Genomic DNA, 19213 nt, shown 5'->3' on the forward strand with positions numbered 1-19213 from the left:
TACTATGACCATAGAAGCTCGCTTAGCAGAGCTGGGTATTACACTCGGCGAGCCCACTGCACCTAAATTTTCGTATATTCCGGTAAAACAAACCGGCAATTTATTGTATACCTCCGGTAATGACTGCCGGGTTAACGGTGAATTAATGTATACCGGCACGCTGGGCCGGGATTTAACCATTGAACAAGGCCAGGAGGCCGCACGCCAGTGTATTGTGAATATCCTCACCTCGCTTAAAGCTTATCTCGGCGATCTGAACCGTATTTCCGGTTGCGTAAAAATGCTGGGTTTTGTGCAAAGTGCGGATGATTTTAAACAGCAGCCGTATGTGATGAATAGCGCTTCGGATCTGTTAATCGCCATATTCGGTGAAAAGGGCCGCCATGCGCGCTCTGCTATCGGCACTAACGCATTACCTTTTGATACACCCGTTGAAATTGAATTAATTTTCGAAATTAACGGCGAATAAAATAACCCTTATATCCGATGATAACGCCATTATTCCGTGCAGTGATGGCGTACTTACAATTATTAAAGGAACATTTATGTCTACTCAAGCAAGCTCTCGCCTGAAGCGTTTGCAAATTATGGCATTATTGTTTTTGCTCGTGGCGGGTATTATTAACTTTCTCGACAGAACCTCGCTTTCTATAGCCAATACCACTATTCGTGAGGAAATGGGCCTCACGGCCACCGAAATGGGCTTATTGCTTTCGGTGTTTTCCTTCGGTTACGCATTATGCCAGCTACCCATTGGCATGGTGATGGAGCGCTTCGGCGTTAAACGGGTTTACGGGTTTGGTATTTTCCTGTGGTCTGCCGCCCAGACCGCGCTTGGATTCGTGGGTTCTTTCAGCCAAATGATCGTCGCCCGCGTAGTGCTGGGGATTGGCGAAGCGCCGCATCTGCCCACCGGCGTTAAGGTCGTTAACGACTGGTATAACATCCGTAAACGCGGCGTACCGATGGGCATTGTAAATATGTCGTCCACGCTCGCCCAGGCCTTGGCTCCGCCGCTGTTAATTGCTCTGATGCTGGCGTTCGGCTGGCGCGCCATGTTCATTATCATCGGTGTGGCTGGCATTATCCTGTCGTTCCTGTGGATGATGTTTTATCGCAACCGTGAAGATGCAGGACTATCAGCAGAAGATATCGCCCATCTGGAAGAAGAGACGCCGCCGTCCAGTAAAGCAAAAGTCACGCTGAAAGACTGGGCCGGGCTGTTTAAGCAAAAGTCGATGTGGGGCATGATTATCGGCTTCAACGGCGTGGGCTATATGGTCTGGCTGTTCCTGACCTGGCTGCCGTCGTACCTGGAAATGTCCCGTGGGTTAAGCCTTGAGAAAACCGGCTGGGTTGCGGCCATTCCGTTCCTGTTCGGCGCGGCGGGGATGCTGGTTAACGGCGTGGTAGCAGACTGGGTGATGAAACGCGGCGCGGATAAGATGAAAAGCCGTAAATGGATGATCTGTTTAGGGCTGCTATGCGCTGCGGGCTTTACCCTGCCTGCCGCTTATACCGATAGCACCTTTATGGCAGTAGCCTGTATCAGTATGGCGCTGTTTTCGATTCATTTCGCAGGAACGTCTGCGTGGGGGCTGATTCTGGTGTCGGTGCCGTCGCGCCTGGTGACGTCCGTGAGCGGTATCCAGAACTTCGGCGGTTTTATTGGCGGCTCGTTTGCACCGATTATTACCGGGATGATCCTCGATAGCACCGGGTCATTTACCCTGGCGCTGGTTGCCTCCTCCGTCATCGCATTTCTGGCATCGCTGGTTTATTTCTTTATGGTGAATAAACCGATTACCGACCCGGCAGCGGTAAACTGATCAACGTTACGCGGCGTGTTTTCCCAGCGCCGCGTTACCTCACACCCGCCCCACCCGCATCGCAATCGGCCAGCTGATCTGACGGGCTTTTGCCGTGTCACCCCACAGTGTTTCAAACTCTGCAAAAAAACGCTCAACGCGCCCTTTCTCCCCGGCTTCCGAGGCTTTTCTCACGGCGGACCAGGTGCAGATATAGCCGACAAAGGCGGCAAAATCCCATTCCACCTGAATCAACAGTGGCGGCGGCGTGAGTTCGTGAAACGGAAAATCCAGCGTACGGTAGCCCTCATCGACCAGCTTCCGCTCTGGTGGCCAGTAAGGACCTATTTCACCGTCATAAAACTGGCGGAACCGGTCGTTTAACGCGTCGTCCAGTTCCATAATGCCGTAACTGATTAAGGCGATAATCGCCCCCGGTGTGGCGACACGGCGTACCTGCTGATAAAACGCATCCAGTTTGAACCAGTGCGCGGCCTGCGCCACGGTAATCAGGCTGAAATTTGCCAGGTCGTCAGGCAACGTTTCTGCTGGCGCTGACTGATAGTGAATCCTCGGATGCGGAGTAATGTTTGCAATCTGGCTTTCGCTGGGATCGATACCGACCACCTGATCAAACGCCCCGGCGAGCAGTTGCGTTAACTGGCCCGTGCCGCACCCGACGTCCAGCGCGCGGTGGCGGTCCGGGGAAATTCCGGCAAGGTAATCGACTAACGCAGGCGGATATTCCGGGCGATAGCGCGCGTAGTTGTCTCCGCCGCGATCAAACCAGTTGGTGCTTTGCGCCATGTCGCGCCTCCTTTTAGGTAAAGCCTGTTATATCAATGGAGTGTATATTATCGAATACACTCTGGATTAATTCACGGCGCAACGCGCGGAGCCCGCATGTTTTCCCAATTTTCAACGTTACGGCGCATCCCTTCTGGCGTCTGGGTGGTGGGTGGCGTCAGCCTGTTGATGGATGTCTCCTCGGAAATGATCCACAGCCTGCTGCCGCTATTTATGGCGACTACGCTTGGGGCCAGCGTGCTGGTCATCGGGCTGATTGAGGGGCTGGCGGAAGCGACGGCGCTGATGGTGAAAGTGTTTTCCGGCGTGATTAGTGACTGGCTGGGCAAACGTAAAGGGCTGGCGCTGCTGGGATACGGTCTCGGTGCGCTGAGTAAACCGCTGTTCGCCATTGCTTCTACCTCCGGCATGATCCTCACCGCTCGCCTGACGGACCGTCTCGGTAAAGGTATTCGTGGCGCGCCGCGTGATGCGCTGGTTGCTGACATCACCCCGCCTGAACTGCGCGGCGCGGCGTTTGGGCTACGCCAGTCGTTAGATACCCTCGGTGCGTTTCTCGGCCCGCTGTTGGCGGTGGGGTTAATGTTCCTGTGGCACGATGATTTCCGCGCCATCTTTTGGGTGGCGGTGATCCCTGGCGTGATGGCCGTGGCGCTGCTGTTCTTCGGGCTGCACGAGCCGCGCACGCCGGTAGCGCAAAAGCGCACCAATCCGGTTACCCGCGCGAATCTGCGCCGGTTGGGAAACGCCACCTGGTGGGTCATTGCCCTGGGCGGTATTTTTACCCTGGCGCGTTTCAGCGAGGCGTTTCTGGTGCTCAAAGCGCTGGAAGTGGATATCCCGCTGGCGTTGATCCCGCTGGTCATGGTGGCAATGAATCTGCTCTATTCCGTTACCGCGTATCCCTTCGGCAAGCTTTCTGATTCTATGAGCCACAGCCAGCTGTTGCAGTGGGGCCTGGTGGTACTGATTCTGGCAGACATCGTGCTGGCGCTCAGTACCCACTGGGCAGGCGTGCTGGTCGGCGTGGCGCTGTGGGGCATTCATATGGGGATGACGCAGGGACTGCTGGCCGCCATGATCGCCGCCGCCTCGCCTGCTGATTTGCGTGGGACGGCGTTTGGCATGTTCAGCATGATTAGCGGTGTGGCATTGCTGCTCGCCAGTACCGGCGCGGGCATATTGTGGGAGTTTTCCGGTTCGGCCTCGACGTTTATCGCCGGCGCGCTGATTTGCCTGGCAACGCTGGTCTATTTGCGGGTTATGCCGGTGCGTAACGCGGGTTAATCGTCATGCCCGGCAGTAGCGTTGCCGGGCATATTTCGTCAATTACAGCTGGGTAAGATCGGTCATGATTTTATAATTAATATGCTCCGCCTGCTCGATGACACCCGCATAATTCCCGGTAAGCACAAAGGCCAGCGTAAAAGCAAAATCAAACGCCGCACCCACGCCCTGCCCGCTGAGTAAATTACCCGCTTTGACCACGGGCAGATCCTCATAAATGCCATCGGTAACTGCTTCATAAAACGTCCCGGAACAGACGTAACGCCGCCCTTTTAATAATCCATGTGGCGCAAGCACCTTCGCGGCAGCCGAGCATATCGGGCAAATCAATTTACCTGCTTCATCGTGGCGGCGAATAAACGCGATGGCCGTTTCATTTTTGGCGAGATGATCGGTTCCCTCCGGGCCGCCAGGAATAACGACGGCATCAAAATGCTTTTCCACACAATCAGCCAGCAATAAATCAGCACAAACAGGCACCGCATGATAACTGACGACGTTTCGCTGCTCGTCACAGGCCACCGTCGTCACCTCGACACCGAGCCGGGAAAGAATATCCAGCGTGATAATGGCCTCCGCTTCTTCAAATCCCGGCGCAAGCAAGAGCGCAATAGTTTTCTTCATTCATCTCATCCATTATTCAAATCCAGGTGGGATTAATTTGCGATGAAGCGGAAGTTTATAAAACAATGTTTTAAACCAAACGTCGAAGAAAGCGGGAAAATAAGAAAATAACGCGATAAAACGCAATTTATTGAATAATTCATTTTCTATAAATATCAATACTAATAATAACCCAAAACTAATAAATGTTGCGATAACATTAAATATATCATTAACTTAAAATGAATTTTTTACATCTGAATCCCGCCGCATCACAGTTTTTAATTCATAAGGGTTATAAATATATACCCCTTGATCATAATCAACCTTAGAAAAGCTTATGCAACTTATGGTCCCCTTTGGATGCAATGAGGGTACTAATAATGAAAAAAAGACTACACGAGATTTTAAATACACAAATCTCACGGCGGGATACCGTCACCACCGCCGCAAAAATAGGTTCTGCCGTTGCGTTAAGCAACGCGATTTCTTTGCCATTTTCGGCATCGGCGCAGGCCGCGCCTGAAGCAACGGTTGTTGATAGCGGTGAAACCGTGCGCCACAGCGCCTGTCTGGTTAACTGCGGCAGCCGCTGCGCGCTGAAAGTGATCGTTAAAGACGATCGCATTGTGCGTATCGAACCCGAAGACGCGATTGATGATGCGGTTTTTGGGCAACATCAGATCCGCCCCTGCCTGCGCGGGCGATCTAACCGCTGGCGCGTGTATAGCCCGGACCGGATTAAATATCCTATGAAGCGGGTCGGTAAACGCGGCGAAGGGAAATTCAAGCGTATTAGCTGGGATGAAGCCACCGCGTTTATTGCAGAAGAACTGAAGCGCGTGACGGAAAAATATGGCCGCGAAGCCATTTATTACAACTATCAGTCCGGGGCCTATTACCACACCCAGGGCACCCCTGCCTGGAAACGCCTGTTAAATCTCACCGGCGGCTACCTTAATTACCACAATACCTATTCCACCGCGCAAATCGCCAGCGCCACACCGTACACCCACGGCAAATACGTCGGCAGCCATTTTACCCAAATCGCAAACTCCGATCTGGTGGTGTTTTTTGGTATGAACCTGTCGGAAACACGGATGTCCGGCGGCGGCCAGGTTGAAGAACTGCGCCGGGCGCTGGAAGCATCGAAAGCCCGCGTAGTGATCATCGACCCGCGCTATACCGATTCGGTTATCACCGAACACGCCGAATGGCTGCCGATCCGCCCGACTACCGACGCCGCGCTGGTGGCGGGTCTGGCCCATACCTTAATCCGCGAAAACCTGATTGATGAAGCGCTGGTCAATCAATACTGCGTCGGCTTCGATCGCTCAACGTTGCCAGAAAACGCCGCGCCCAACGCCAGTTATAAAGATTATGTGATGGGTACCGGCGACGACGGCATTGAGAAAACGTCGGAATGGGCGGCGCAAATCACCGGGATCCCGGCCACGCGCATTAAGCAACTGGCGCGGGAAATCGCGGCGGCACGCGCCTGTTACATTGGCCAGGGCTGGGGTCCGCAGCGCCATGCCAATGGCGAGCAGACGGTGCGCGCCATCCAGACGCTTCCCGCCATCACCGGCCATTTTGGATTACCGGGCACCAATAACGGCAACTGGCCTTATGGCACCCCCTACGGCGTACCGCTGCTGCCCACCGGCACCAACCCGGTTAAAGCCTCGATCCCTTGCTATCTGTGGACCGACGCCATACTCAATCCTGAAAAAATGACTGCCACAACGATGGGCGTGAAAGGCGTCGAGAAGCTGAACGTCGGCATTAAGCTGTTTTTCAACCAGGCCGGGAACGCGCTGCTGAACCAGCACGGCGATATCAACCGCACCCGTAAAATCCTCGCAGATGAATCGCTATGCGAAACCATCATCGTGATTGAAAACCACATGACGCCGAGCGCCAAATACGCCGATCTGCTGCTGCCGGAAACCAGCTATCTGGAAGCGGAAGACCTGGTGGATAGCTCGTATGCGGCGGGTTCGCACAACTACATGATCGCTTTGCAAAAAACCATTACGCCGATGTGGGAAGTGCGCAGCACCTACGATATTTGCGCCGATATCGCCGGGCATCTGGGGCTGCGCGAGCAGTACACCGAAGGCCGCACTCAGGCGCAGTGGGCGGAGTACCACTATCAGCAGGTGCGGGAAAAACGCCCCTATCTTCCGGAGTGGTCGGTCGCCAAAAATAAAGGGATTATCGACCAGAAAATCGCCACCGAACGCCAGAGCATCGCGTTTATCGATTTCCGTGAAGACGCAGCGGCCCATCCGCTGGAAACGCCGTCTGGCAAAATTGAGATCTACTCTCAGGCGCTGGCGGATCTGGCGCATAAATGGACGCTGCCAGAAGGCGATCGCATCCCGGCAGTGCCGGAGTTCTGCGTGGTGAAAGAGTCACACCTTAATAAAGAACTGACGGCGAAGTACCCCCTGCAACTCAGCGGCTTCCACACCAAAGGCCATACCCACTCGACTTACACCAATGTGCTGGCGCTGCATGAAGCAGTACCGGATGAAGTGTGGATCAACCCAATTGACGCCAGCGCGCGGCAACTCTCTTCCGGCGATATCGTGCATGTGTTTAACGATCGCGGCGTGGTGGAGATCCCCTGCAAGGTGACGCAGCGCATCCTGCCTGGCGTGGCGGCGATGCCGCAGGGCGCATGGACGCGGCTTAACAATCAGGGCGTGGACGTGGGCGGATGCATTAACTCGCTGACCAGCCATCTGCCATCGCCGCTGGCGAAAGGCAACCCGCAGCATACCAACCTGGTTGAGATCAAACGCGCTTAAGGAGTGAATAAAAATGAAACAATATGGCTTTTACGTTGACTCCTCGCGCTGTTCGGGCTGCAAAACCTGCCAGGTGAGTTGCAAAGACAATAAAGATTTAGAGGTGGGGCCAAAGCTGCGGCGGGTTTATGAATACGGCGGCGGCAGTTGGGTTAAAGAAGGTGAAAGTTGGCACAACGATACCTTCAGTTATTACCTGTCCATCGCCTGCAACCATTGCGATCAACCTACCTGCGTGGCGGGCTGCCCGACCGGGGCAATGCACAAGCGCGAGGAAGATGGTCTGGTTCTGGTAGACGATTCCCTCTGCGTGGGCTGCCGCTACTGTGAAATGCGCTGTCCGTACGGCGCGCCGCAGTTTGATGCCAAAGCGAAAGTGATGCGCAAATGCGACGGCTGTCTGGATCGGCTGGAGAAAAACCTGCGCCCGATCTGCGTGGATTCCTGCCCGCAGCGTGCGCTGGACTTTGGGCCGATTGACGAACTGCGCCAGAAATACGGCGCGGAAAACCAAATCGCCCCGCTGCCATCGGCAAGCTTTACCCATCCTAATCTGGTGGTGAAACCGCATCCGAAGGCGCGGCCAACCGGCGATAAAGAAGGCGCTATTCAGAATTTACGGGAGGTGCGTCATGCATGAGTTACCGTTGGTGTTCTTTACCGTCCTGACGCAAAGCGCGGTCGGCGCATTTATCCTGCTGCTGATTGGCGGAACGCTGGGGCACATTGAGGCGCGCCGTCTGGCAATCGGACTGTTTGCGGCAGTGTGCCTATTCGGGCTGGGCGTGGTGATGGGGATTTTCCACGTCGGGCAGCCGCTGCGCGCCATGAATATGCTGTTCCGCGTTGGGCATTCACCGATGAGCAACGAAATTGTGCTCTCTGCGGTATTCGGCACCGTCGCAGGCCTTGCGGCACTGGGGCTGTTGTTGGATCGCGGGGCGCGTAAGCTGTTCGTTGCGCTGGCCTGGCTTGCGGCGGCGATTGGCGTGGTGTTTGTTTTCGCCATTCCGCGCATCTACCAGCTGCCGACGGTGACGACGTGGAGTTCCTCCTGGACCACCGTCATGATGGTGTTAACGCCGCTGATTGGCGGCGGCGCACTGGCGGCGGCGCTGGGCGTGCGTCGTCTGGGGCTGATTGTTAGCATCGCGGGGATTATCGCCAGCTTCTGTCTGCGCCCGGGCTATCTGTCTTCCATCCTGTTAGCGGATGCCCCGCTGGCGGCGGCGCAGTCCGACTGGTTTACCGCTCAGGCGGTGCTACTGGCGGCGGGTGCGCTGGGTGCGTTGGTGTTTATGCGCGCCAGAAGTGGCCAGGCGCTGCTGTTCGCTACCGCTGCGGTGGTGATCTCAGCAGAACTGGTAGGCCGTATCGCGTTTTACAATCTGTGGACGTTACCGATGTAACAGGTTACGGGCGGGCTTCGGTCCGCCCTGTAGCGGTATCAATAAGGAATTATGCATGACATCTGCTGCTGTACTGCCGCGTATTCTCGGCGCGCTGTTTTACTACTCACCAGAACGTCCCGAGGTTAAGGCGCTGATCGCTTGTCTGCCGACACTGCCGTCGCTCTATGCCTGGGCTGATCCACAGACCGTTTCACTGCTCTGTGAAAACTGGCCCAATGCGGCTGAAGATGAACTCAACTGGCAGTATTCGGTGCTGTTTGAAGGCCAGGGTGAAATGGTCGCGCCGCCCTGGGGTTCGGTGTATCTGGAAAAAGACAATCTGCTGATGGGCGAAACCACCGCCGGGTATCGCGCTTTTTTGCGCAGCTACGGCTTGGCGTTTGATGGGCAGCAACAGGAGCCGGAAGACCAGTTTGGCCTGATGCTACTGGCCTGCTCAGCGTTTTTAGAGCGCGGCAACCGGCAAGCCGCCATGGTGTTGCTGGAACAGCATTTGTTGCCCTGGGCGCCGCGTTATCTGGCGTTATTGCAACAAAACGCTGTGAGTCCTTTCTACGCCAGGCTGGCGCAGATCGCCGGCCTGTATTTGCAGGATGTAAAACAGCAGCAGGCGCTTAACCCCGTTGAACGGCGGATTTTCATGTGATGAACAAAAACGAGCGCTACTACCAGGAATACATGTCTCATCGCCACGTTAGCCGCCGGGGGCTGTTTCGGGCATTTGTGACAGCGTCACGCAACGTAGCACCGCCGCCTGCTGCGCTGCCACCGTGGCCGTTACCGCCTGGCGCCCTCACGAGCGCGGAATTTTTCGCCCGGTGCGATCAATGCCAACGCTGCGTGCAGGCGTGCCCGATGGGCATTCTGGTCGCCCGTCAGGACGGGTTTCCGCAACTGACCATTGAATACGCCAGCTGTGACGGCTGTGGAAAGTGCATTCAGGCGTGTTCTGGCGGCGCGTTACAGCCTCAACCGCGCTTCGATACCCGTTTACGCCCGTCCTTTTCCGATGCCTGTACGCACGGTTCGCGTGGGTGCGATCTTTGTGTGGAAGTTTGCCCACAGCAGGCGTGTGTTATTGGGGGTTCCGGCCTGCCCCAGGCTGATCGCGACCGCTGCAACGGCTGTGGTGAATGCCTGATCCAGTGCGACCGTCAGGCCGTCACGCTACATTCAGTTATATAACCCTGAAAGATACAAGGTTGAACTCCTATTCGATTCATCTATAGTGACGGACTTCGCAAATAATCTGTTAAAAATCCATCATGTTGCTTACGCCGCCCTGAGTTACCCCTTAACTCTTGGCACTGAATAGCCCAGTGCCTGAACGACATCCCTTCTGCGGATGCGCTTTGCGTTGCGTAAAACTGTTAATCACTAACCATTGAGAAATCACTATGTTGCTGTCCTCGACGCGTAAGGACTGGCTGGGTAATGTCCGTGGCGACATCCTGGCGGGTATTGTTGTGGCGCTGGCCCTGATCCCGGAATCCATTGCGTTTTCCATTATCGCGGGAGTCGACCCAAAGGTCGGTCTCTACTCTGCTTTTTGTATCACCGTGGTGATCGCTTTTTTCGGTGGGCGTCCGGCAATGATCTCCTCCGCGACCGGCGCGATGGCGCTGCTGATGGTGACGCTGGTGAAAGAACACGGGTTGCAATATTTGCTGGCCGCTTCAGCGTTAACCGGGGTGTTCCAGTTGCTGGCCGGGTATGTAAAGCTCGGTAGCCTGATGCGCTTTGTCTCCCGTTCGGTGGTAACCGGCTTTGTGAATGCGCTGGCGATCCTGATTTTTATGGCGCAACTGCCGGAGCTGACGAATGTCACCTGGCACGTTTACGCGTTAACCGCAGGTGGGCTGGCGATTATCTATCTCTGGCCGCGAATCAATAAAACTATCCCCTCGCCGCTGGTTTGCATCCTCGTGATTACCGCCCTCTCCCTGTGGCTCAATCTGGACGTGCGTACCGTGGGTGATATGGGGCAACTGCCCGACAGCCTGCCGGTGTTTTTGATCCCGGATGTGCCGCTTAACCTGCAAACGTTGTGGATCATTCTGCCGTACTCCGCAGGGCTTGCCGCTGTGGGCCTGCTGGAGTCGATGATGACCGCCACCATCGTGGATGATATGACCGACACGACAAGTGATAAGAATCGTGAATGTAAAGCCCAGGGTATCGCCAATATTTGCACCTCGATGATCGGCGGAATGGCGGGTTGCGCGATGATTGGTCAGTCGGTGATTAACGTAAAATCTGGCGCGCGCGGGCGGCTTTCTACGCTAACGGCAGGGCTGGTGCTGCTGGTACTGGTGGTGTTTTTAAATCAGTGGGTATCGCGGATCCCGATGGCGGCGCTGGTGGCGGTGATGATTATGGTTTCTATCGGCACCTTCTCATGGCGCTCGATTCTTAATTTGCGTTCCCATCCCCCATCAACCAGCGTCGTGATGTTGGCGACGGTCGCCGTGGTGGTTGCTACCCATAACCTGGCGTTTGGCGTGTTTACCGGAGTGCTGATTGCAGCGCTCAACTTTGCCATTAAAGTGGCGCGCTATATGAACGTGGACAGCATCCGGGAGGATGAAACGCGCACTTATCACGTACACGGCCAAATCTTTTTTGCCTCCGCTGACCGTTTTGTTGAGCACTTCGACCTGCGTGAACCGCTGCAAAATGTGGTTATTGACGTGCGCCATGCCCATTTTTGGGATATCACCGCCGTGGGTGCGCTCGATAAAGTCGTGATGAAGTTCCGTCGCGCGGGCGTTGAAGTGGAAATCATTGGGATGAGCGAGGCCACGCGTACTGTGATTGACCGTTTCGCTCTGCACGATAAACCCGACGCCGCCGCTAACCTTGCGTCCGGCCATTAATTCTTTTTAAGACGGGCCAGAGCGCTGGCCCGTTGCTAAAATCCCACACTTATCATCACGTTAATAATTTCTGCGGTTTACGCTAACGTATGGGCTGGTTTCGTTTCTGTGGAATTTTCATGCCCAATAAATTCGCTTCATCACAAATCTTTTTACACTGGCTGACGTTGATATTACTGACGATGGCCTATGCCGCGATGGAATTACGCGGCTTTGCCCAGCGCGGTTCGTGGCAGGGATTTGCCTTGATCGTCACGCATTTTAGCGCGGGAACGCTGGTGCTGTTAGTGATGTGTCTACGTCTCTGGCTACGTTTACGGCACCGCACGCCGCCGATTTACCCTGCACCGCCGCGCTGGCAAACGGGGCTGGCGCATCTGACGCATAGCGCAATCTACTTGCTGTTTATCGCGTTACCGATAATTGGCATCGCATCACGCTGGTTTCGGGGCCGCGACTGGTGGCTGTTTGGGGTAACGATGCCGGTTGCTGCCGTTCCTGATATGGCGCTTTCTCACGCGCTAAGCCACTGGCATGTACTCCTTGCGCCACTGGGTTACTGGTTGATTGGTTTACACGCCGTCGCCGCGTTAGCCCATCATTATCTGTATAAAGATAATACTCTTCTGCGTATCTCTCCCTTTCGCGAACAATAAGAATTTTCCCGGCGGAAGGTTATTATTCCGCCTTTTTTTGTTTTAAAAAAAGTGAAAAATAGCCAATTCCTGGCAGGCTAGAATGGTAGTCACAGATAATTAACAGGTTCACCTGCGATATTTAACCAACCCACAGCCAAGATAATGAAACTGCATTTCAAAACTAAAAGAACGTTGTTTCTTTTGTGATGCGGTTATCAGATAACGGTTAAACCCTGGTGCTAACATAACTGCGCTTTAGTTTACCTTTCCATACAAACGCGCCTTTTTGGTGCACAGAAAAAATAGCTCCAGGTGGGGAATTAAGATGGACATATTATTAGGGTTAGTGAAAACGCCCGCAGTAATAATAGCGATTGTGGCATTTCTGGGTTTGTTATTTCAAAAGGCTTCCATTTCTCGATTAATAACCGGCACGTTCCTTTCCTTTATTGGCTTTACCATGATAAAGGTTGGCGGCGGCATTTTAATGAAAGTGTTGACCGCGTTTAGTTCACTGTTCTCTAAGGCTTTTGATATCGTCGGCGTCGTACCCAGCAACGAAGCTATCATGGCGGCCACGATCGATAAATTAGGCGCGACGGCGGCATTAATCCTGCTGTTCTCGATGATTTTAAATATTCTGCTGGCGCGTTTTACCCGATTTAAGTTTATCTATCTGTCGCTGCACCTGGTGCTATTTATGGCCTTTGCCCTGACGGCGGTATTAATGCAGTTCGGCTTCAGTAATGTCCAAATGGTGGTGATTGCCTCTTTGTTTATCGGCAGCTACATGGCCATTTCACCGTTTATCCTTAACCGCTTTAGCCGCGAAATTATCGGTTCAGACGAATATGCCATTTCTCATGCGGCGATCTCTTCCTATGTGATCGGCTCTTTTATGGGCAAATGGTTTGGTAATAAAAAGACCGACACCGAACATCTGAATATCAGCAATAAATTCGATTTTATTCGCGAACCCAACATCGCTACCCTGTTGACAATGTTAGTTCTGCTGCTGATTTCCTGCATCTTCGCTACCCAGCCGCAAATTAAAGATGCGATGACCATGGTTTACGGCGCAGGCGCGGGTGATAAGAACGTCGTTATCTTTATCCTGGAGCAATCCGCGATCTTTGCCTGTGGCCTGTATCTGGCGAAAGCGGGTGTGAATCTGTTTACCGCTGAAATCGTTCCGGCGTTTAAAGGCTTTGCCCGCGTGTTTGCCCCTGGCGCAGTTCCTGCGGTTGACGTGATGGTGCTGTTTACCAAAGCGCCGAACGCCACACTGATCGGCTTCCTGATTAGCTTCCTGGTGGAACTGGTTTGCATCATCATCTTCCCGTTCATCGGCCTGCCGATTATTGTTCCGGGGATCATGGCAAGCTTTATTACCGGCGGCGCAGCGGCGATTTTTGGTAACGCAACCGGCGGTTTCCGTGGCGCAGTGATTGCCAGTAGCATCAACGGCCTGCTGTTGTGCGTACTCCCGGCGTTGACCCTGCCGATTTTCTCCCAGCTCGGCGCGCACGGCGTGACCTTCGCTGACCCGGACTTCACTATCCCGTCGCTGATTCTGGATTACATCCTGCGTCTGTTCAGCTTTATCTAAACCATAAACGCCTCTTCGCGAGGCGTTTTCTGCGTTAACCCGCTGTCAAATTGCACTCCTGGTTGAAAATTAGTGGCAGTACTTTTATATTCGGCTCATGCACTGAGCCGAATATTTTTTTATACGGCTCATCACAGGAGAACAGCATGGCAAATTTACCCTGGATCTGGGCGCAACCTGACTGGCCGCATTTTTGCTGGCAGGACGAGGCGCTGCTGCCGCTGACACGTGCGATTCAGCGCAAAACCGGTATTTTGCTGGGTAAAACCTCAGCAACCGACAATGAAACACGCCAGGCGCTGGATAATTTATTAGCCAACATTCTCGCTTCCAGCGCAATCGAAGACGAGCGGCTCAACGTGCAGTCTGTGCGTTCTTCGCTGGCGCGACGTTTAGGCGTGAGCGATGAGAGCCCGTGGCCGACCAGCGATCGCTCCGAGGGACTGGCCGCCATGATGTTTGACGCCATTGATAATCGACGCGAGTCACTGACCCTGGCGCGCTTGTATCAGTGGCATCAGTGGCTGTTTGCCGAACAGAATAGCTGGCTGGGACGGGTTATTGTCGGCACCTTGCGCAGCGATGAGCCGATGCAAGTGGTGTCTGGAAGGCTGGATAAACCCAACGTGCACTTTGAAGCGCCACCGCGCGATAGCCTGGAGGCGCAGTTAACTCAGTTTATCGACTGGTTTAATGAAAGCCGCGACGATCCGCTACTCGATCCCCTGTTGCGTGCCGCTGTCGCGCATCTGTGGTTTGTCACGCTGCACCCCTTTGATGACGGCAACGGAAGAATGACGCGAGCCCTGACCGACCTTGCGCTGGCACAGGCAGATAATCAAAGTATTCGCCTGTATGCAATGTCGGTGGCGATCCTGGAAAAGCGTAACGACTACTATCGTATTCTCGAGCAAACGCAAAAAGGGCCGCTCGACATAACGCCCTGGTTAATCTGGTTTTTAGAGACGCTTGATACCACCCTCGACCACGCGCTGAAGACTATCCAGCGGACGTTGCTGAAATCGCGCTTCTGGCAGCGGCCCGCCACGCTGGATATCACTCCGGAACAGCAGAAGGTCCTTAACCGTTTGCTTGATGGCGGTGAAAGCGGTTTTGATGAAGGCATTAGCGCTAGCCAGTATCAAAAGGTAGCAAAGGTCAGTAAAGCGACAGCTACCCGCCATCTCGCTCAACTGGTGGAAAAAGGGCTACTCGAAAAGCTGCCAGGCGGTGGGCGTAACACCCGCTATCAGATTGCTGGGGTGAATGAGCCGAATCTACGCCCTATTCACCTCATTTTTTGAGCCGAATCGAGGGGTTATTCGGCTCATTCCCTTTTAGCCCTGGGGAATGAGTTGTGCGCGGTGGTTTACGTTGTTCTCATATTGTGAGGAACGATGGTGTATGTTGTAACTAATTAAAGGTGAAAATAAACCTGGCCGTAGCCAGGCTCATCGGTAAAACAATCAGCAGAGCGGTTTAACGGCGGCGCGCATACCGACAGTCACAATCTGCTCAAGGTCCGCAGCGACTTTATCAGTTAAACCAGCAACCTGATTCAGATCCTGACCCCAGTGTTCACTATCGCCCAGCACTTTTGTCACCAGCTCACGAATCGTCATTGTGTTCGCGTTCACCGCGCTCCACCACTGAGAATAACGTTCCAGCCAATGTGCATCATCTTGTAACGGATAAGTGACACTGTCACGCTCGCCGCGATAGAAGGCAATCAGCGCTGCCAGGGCGAAGGTTAAACGCGCCGGTAACGCCCCACTCGCTTTCTGGCCAGCCAGCAGCTGCGGCAGAATACGCGTGCGGAATTTGGTCATGCCGTTCAGGGCAATCGACAGTAACTGGTGTTTGATATACGGGTTGCGGAATCGCCCGACTACCGCCTTCGCGAACGATGCCAGTTCATCCGCCGGTAAATCCAACACCGGGATGATCTCTTCGGCAATGGCTTTCTCAACAAACGAGCAAACTTCTGCATCGTTCATCGCTTCGCCCACGGTATCAATACCGGCCTGGAAGGCCACCGGCACCAGTGCGGTATGCGCACCGTTCAGGATGGCGACTTTACGCTCTTTGTAGGGTTTGATGTCGTCAACAATCAGCACGTTGAGCGCCAGTTTGTCGAGACGCAGTTCCTGCGCCAGGGATTTCGGCCCCTGGATCACGAACAAATAGAAATGCTCGGCGGTATCCAGGAAGCTGTCGTGATAACCCAGCTCTGCTTCGAGGCTGGCGACTTCGTCACGCGGATAGCCGGTAACGATACGGTCCACCAGGGTAGAACAGAAGGTATTAGCGGTATTCAACCAGGCAACGAATTCCGCGCCCAGGTCCCACTCCTGCGCATAGCGCAGCACCAGCTCCTGCAACGCATCGCCGTTATAGTCGATGAGCTCGCAAGGAATGATGATCCAGCCTTTGTCGGTGGCGCCGTGGAAATGCGAGAAACGTTCGAACAGCAGACGCGTCAGTTTAGCCGGATAGCTAACCGCCGGTGCATCATCAAATTTATCGCCTGCATGATAGCTGATGCCCGCTTCGGTGGTGTTAGAGAACACGAAGCGGATTTCCGGGTTATGCGCCAGCGCCAGGTAGGCATCGTACTCGCGATACACATTCAGCTCGCGATTAACGGAGCGAATCAAACGCGCGTCGCTCACGGCCTCGCCCTGCTCATTCAGGCCGCGAATAATGGTGGTGTACAACCCGTCCTGGGTACTCAGCGACGGCGGGAAGTCGCTGTCGATAGGACGCACAATCACCACACCGGCGTTCAGGTCAGTGTGTTCGTTAAGGAGATCAACTTGCCAGTCAACAAAAGCGCGCAGAAAGTTCCCTTCACCGAACTGGATGATACGTTCTGGATAGTGCGCTCCGGGAAAATCGCGACGATTTAAAGTTTTCACAATAGGTTCCTTGGTGGATTTAATTATCAGTCAACCTAATCATTAGCCACCCTAACCTAGCAGAAACGTATAAATCTAAAACCCTGTTTTGATCAAACTGAGCCAAAGTATTCAAAAAATTTATACAACACTAAAATAATTTTAAACAAAGGGATGTTACAACAAGGCTCAACAGGCGAATATGCGGTTTTTACCGTCACGCTTGGCGGTATACAGCGCATCGTCTGCGGCTTTTAGCCATTCGGTAGTGGAAGTCATTTCACGGGTGGCAAAGGCAATGCCGATACTTAATGAGCAATGGTAAGGAATACCATGATCGGCCTGTAGCAGCGCCGCCTGCTCCATAATTGCGTGGCCAATAGCCCTGGCCTCCTCCATTGACGTGTTCGGCAGCAGCACCACGAATTCGTCGCCGCCCAGCCGCGCGGGCGTATCCTGCTGGCGAGTGAAACGGCGCAGAATTTCAGCCACTGCCACCAGCATGGAATCACCGACTTTATGCCCGTAACGATCGTTAACCTCTTTAAAATCGTCAATATCGATAAACATCAACGCCGACAGCCGGTGGCGCTGGTTGATTTTATTCAGTTCATGATGAATACGCGGCTCCAGTAGGCGCCGGTTAGCGATATCCAGCAGTGGGTCCATCATAGCGATGCGCCCCAGCTCGTCGCTTTTTTGCCGCAGCTTGATGGCGATGGAATCGGTTAACGCACTCACCGCCAGCACATAAATGGCGATTAACGGCAGCGTGGCATAAGCCGTACGCTGGCTGATCGTGGGTTCAAACGGCATGTCGCGCGCAACCCAACATGCCAGGAACCCAATAACCAGCGCCCCTGCCGCTTTACGCAGCAGTTCTACCCCACCCGCAGCCAGACGATCGGAAAGCAGGATCGCCGCAATGGCGACTGAAGGCAGCGGATTAGCCGACATCATGGCAATCCAGAACCCGCCTGCGGCGGCGTCCAGTACCAGGCTGCGATGTTCGGCGATCAAGGGCTGGCGGGCGCGGCGCGCCAGCAAAAACGCCACGGTTGGCCAGATGAACGCGTTGACGCTCAGAAGGATTAGCCAGCCATGATGAAGATGCTGTTCGGTTAAAACGGAAAGAATGGGAATGAAACAGAGAAAGGTGCCTAACATCCGCATAAAATACATGCGGCGGATAAATTTCAGACCGGCAACGCCATCACGATTATTAATATATTCACTCAGTGGCATTACGCGGCTTTTCCGAAATAAATTCGACAACATCTTATTAATGTTATTTTTGGCTAGCAAGCTATTTTATTAACAAAATCACTCAATTGTTAATACATATTCGCAAGAAAGCCGCAACTGCCAATATTGGTAGTTCGCTATAATATATCGGAAATACTTTGGTTTACTTGTGTAGCCGATGCTGAGGACGCCGTCGGCGGGTTGCGGCCACTCTGTTTGCAACGATAAGCGCGTTTACAGCAAACCGGGATTAACAAAAAAACACATCCTGTTAAAAAATGGAGCGACCACTATTTTGCGCCAGAATTTCCAGCACAGCGATGCCTGCCAGAGAATTCCCCGCGCCATCCAGCTCCGGGCTCCAGACCGCAATCGACATCTCATGCGGCACTATCGCCACAATGCCGCCGCCGACACCGGATTTCCCCGGCATCCCCACGCGCCAGGCAAACTCGCCGGCGTTTTCATACAATCCGCTGGTCGCCATCAGGGCATTAATTTGCCGGGTTTGTAATGGCGTAATGATGGGACGATTGCCGTCAGGCAACGTTCCCTGATTCGCCAGAAACAAAAAGGTTTTCGCCAGTTCAAGACAGCTCATCTTCAGGGCGCAATAGTGGAAATAGTTTTGCAGCACGCCGATCACGTCGTTATCGAAATTACCAAACGACTTCATCAGATAGGCGATAGCGGCATTCCGGGCCGAGTGCTCGAATTCAGAGCGGGCAACGCGGGCGTCATAGCTGATGTCGCTTTCCCCGGAGAGCATACGCACAAACTCCAGCATACGCTGGCGCGGTGCGCTCAACCGGGTTTGCAGCATATCGCACACCACCAGCGCCCCGGCATTGATAAAGGGATTGCGCGGAATGCCCTGCTCCAGTTCAAGCTGCACCAGCGAGTTGAACGGCTGACCCGAGGGATCTTTCCCGACGCGCCGCCAGATCTCATCCCCTTCATAGCGATCCATCGCCAGCACCAGGCTGAGCACTTTGGAAATCGACTGAATAGAAAACCGTTCATGGGCATCGCCGGCGGTAAAACAGCCGCCATCCACGGTGCATATCGCAATACCCAGCTTATTAGCCGGAACTTCGGCCAGCGCCGGAATATAATTGGCGACGTTTCCCTGGCCGAGCAGCGGCCTGACCTGCGCCAGAATGGCATCAAGCACCGAATTATCTAATACCAAAGCCACATTCCCTCTCCCTGCGC

General features: G+C 54.0%; 17 protein-coding genes. 12 read left to right on the forward strand and 5 right to left on the reverse strand.

Annotated features, from left to right (window positions below; genetic code table 11):
- Positions 1 to 4 precede the first annotated feature (4 nt).
- On the forward strand, positions 5 to 469 hold the full coding sequence (locus ACVV26_RS11535) for a RidA family protein (RefSeq protein ID WP_474797109.1): 465 nt from the start codon (positions 5 to 7) through the stop codon (positions 467 to 469).
- Between the two features lie 76 nt (positions 470 to 545).
- Positions 546 to 1829, forward strand: a complete 1284-nt coding sequence (locus ACVV26_RS11540; RefSeq protein ID WP_474797110.1) for an MFS transporter — start codon at positions 546 to 548, stop codon at positions 1827 to 1829.
- 39 nt (positions 1830 to 1868) lie between these two features.
- Here the strand turns inward: ACVV26_RS11540 and ACVV26_RS11545 are convergent, their stop codons facing one another.
- A complete protein-coding gene (locus tag ACVV26_RS11545) occupies positions 1869 to 2615 on the reverse strand; it encodes a class I SAM-dependent methyltransferase (RefSeq protein WP_474797111.1) in 747 nt (248 codons plus the stop codon).
- A 96-nt stretch (positions 2616 to 2711) separates the two neighbouring features.
- Here ACVV26_RS11545 and ACVV26_RS11550 point away from each other — a divergent pair, with 96 nt between their 5' ends.
- Entirely contained in the window at positions 2712 to 3902 is a 1191-nt protein-coding gene (locus ACVV26_RS11550) for an MFS transporter (RefSeq protein WP_474797112.1), read from the forward strand.
- A gap of 42 nt (positions 3903 to 3944) precedes the next feature.
- Here ACVV26_RS11550 and ACVV26_RS11555 read toward each other — a convergent pair whose 3' ends face one another.
- Positions 3945 to 4526 (reverse strand): DJ-1/PfpI family protein, encoded by a 582-nt coding sequence (locus tag ACVV26_RS11555; RefSeq protein ID WP_474797113.1) that lies wholly within the window; start codon positions 4524 to 4526, stop codon positions 3945 to 3947.
- 362 nt (positions 4527 to 4888) lie between these two features.
- Between ACVV26_RS11555 and ACVV26_RS11560 the strand changes: the two genes are divergently transcribed.
- From ACVV26_RS11560 to ACVV26_RS11600, 9 genes are all read left to right on the forward strand, one after another.
- Complete coding sequence (locus ACVV26_RS11560) at positions 4889 to 7321, forward strand: DMSO/selenate family reductase complex A subunit (RefSeq protein ID WP_474797114.1); 2433 nt, start codon at positions 4889 to 4891, stop codon at positions 7319 to 7321.
- Between the two features lie 13 nt (positions 7322 to 7334).
- Positions 7335 to 7961, forward strand: a complete 627-nt coding sequence (locus tag ACVV26_RS11565) for a DMSO/selenate family reductase complex B subunit (protein WP_474797115.1) — start codon at positions 7335 to 7337, stop codon at positions 7959 to 7961.
- Positions 7954 to 8730, forward strand: a complete 777-nt coding sequence (locus ACVV26_RS11570) for a dimethyl sulfoxide reductase anchor subunit family protein (protein ID WP_474797116.1) — start codon at positions 7954 to 7956, stop codon at positions 8728 to 8730. The genes ACVV26_RS11565 and ACVV26_RS11570 overlap by 8 nt, the downstream gene beginning before the upstream one ends.
- Before the next feature lie 55 nt (positions 8731 to 8785).
- Positions 8786 to 9379, forward strand: a complete 594-nt coding sequence (locus ACVV26_RS11575; RefSeq protein WP_474797117.1) for a molecular chaperone TorD family protein — start codon at positions 8786 to 8788, stop codon at positions 9377 to 9379.
- The gene (napF, locus tag ACVV26_RS11580; RefSeq protein WP_474801822.1) at positions 9379 to 9918 is read left to right on the forward strand and encodes a ferredoxin-type protein NapF; all 540 of its coding nucleotides are present in this window, start codon (positions 9379 to 9381) and stop codon (positions 9916 to 9918) included. The genes ACVV26_RS11575 and napF overlap by 1 nt, the downstream gene beginning before the upstream one ends.
- 212 nt (positions 9919 to 10130) lie before the next feature.
- A complete protein-coding gene (locus tag ACVV26_RS11585) occupies positions 10131 to 11609 on the forward strand; it encodes a SulP family inorganic anion transporter (protein ID WP_474797118.1) in 1479 nt (492 codons plus the stop codon).
- Positions 11610 to 11728: 119 nt separating this feature from the next.
- On the forward strand, positions 11729 to 12265 hold the full coding sequence (gene cybB, locus ACVV26_RS11590; protein WP_474797119.1) for a cytochrome b561: 537 nt from the start codon (positions 11729 to 11731) through the stop codon (positions 12263 to 12265).
- A 307-nt stretch (positions 12266 to 12572) separates the two neighbouring features.
- Entirely contained in the window at positions 12573 to 13856 is a 1284-nt protein-coding gene (gene ulaA, locus ACVV26_RS11595; protein ID WP_474797120.1) for a PTS ascorbate transporter subunit IIC, read from the forward strand.
- 146 nt (positions 13857 to 14002) lie between these two features.
- On the forward strand, positions 14003 to 15160 hold the full coding sequence (locus ACVV26_RS11600) for a Fic family protein (protein ID WP_474797121.1): 1158 nt from the start codon (positions 14003 to 14005) through the stop codon (positions 15158 to 15160).
- Between the two features lie 162 nt (positions 15161 to 15322).
- Here the strand turns inward: ACVV26_RS11600 and ACVV26_RS11605 are convergent, their stop codons facing one another.
- The 3 genes from ACVV26_RS11605 to glsB form a co-directional block, all read right to left on the reverse strand.
- A complete protein-coding gene (locus ACVV26_RS11605) occupies positions 15323 to 16774 on the reverse strand; it encodes a tagaturonate reductase (RefSeq protein ID WP_474797122.1) in 1452 nt (483 codons plus the stop codon).
- A gap of 168 nt (positions 16775 to 16942) precedes the next feature.
- Positions 16943 to 17935 (reverse strand): sensor domain-containing diguanylate cyclase, encoded by a 993-nt coding sequence (locus tag ACVV26_RS11610; protein ID WP_474801824.1) that lies wholly within the window; start codon positions 17933 to 17935, stop codon positions 16943 to 16945.
- 334 nt (positions 17936 to 18269) lie between these two features.
- A complete protein-coding gene (gene glsB, locus ACVV26_RS11615) occupies positions 18270 to 19196 on the reverse strand; it encodes a glutaminase B (protein WP_474797123.1) in 927 nt (308 codons plus the stop codon).
- Between the last annotated feature and the right edge of the window lie 17 nt (positions 19197 to 19213).

This window comes from Atlantibacter sp. MEI4A-1023 (genome assembly GCF_056155425.1).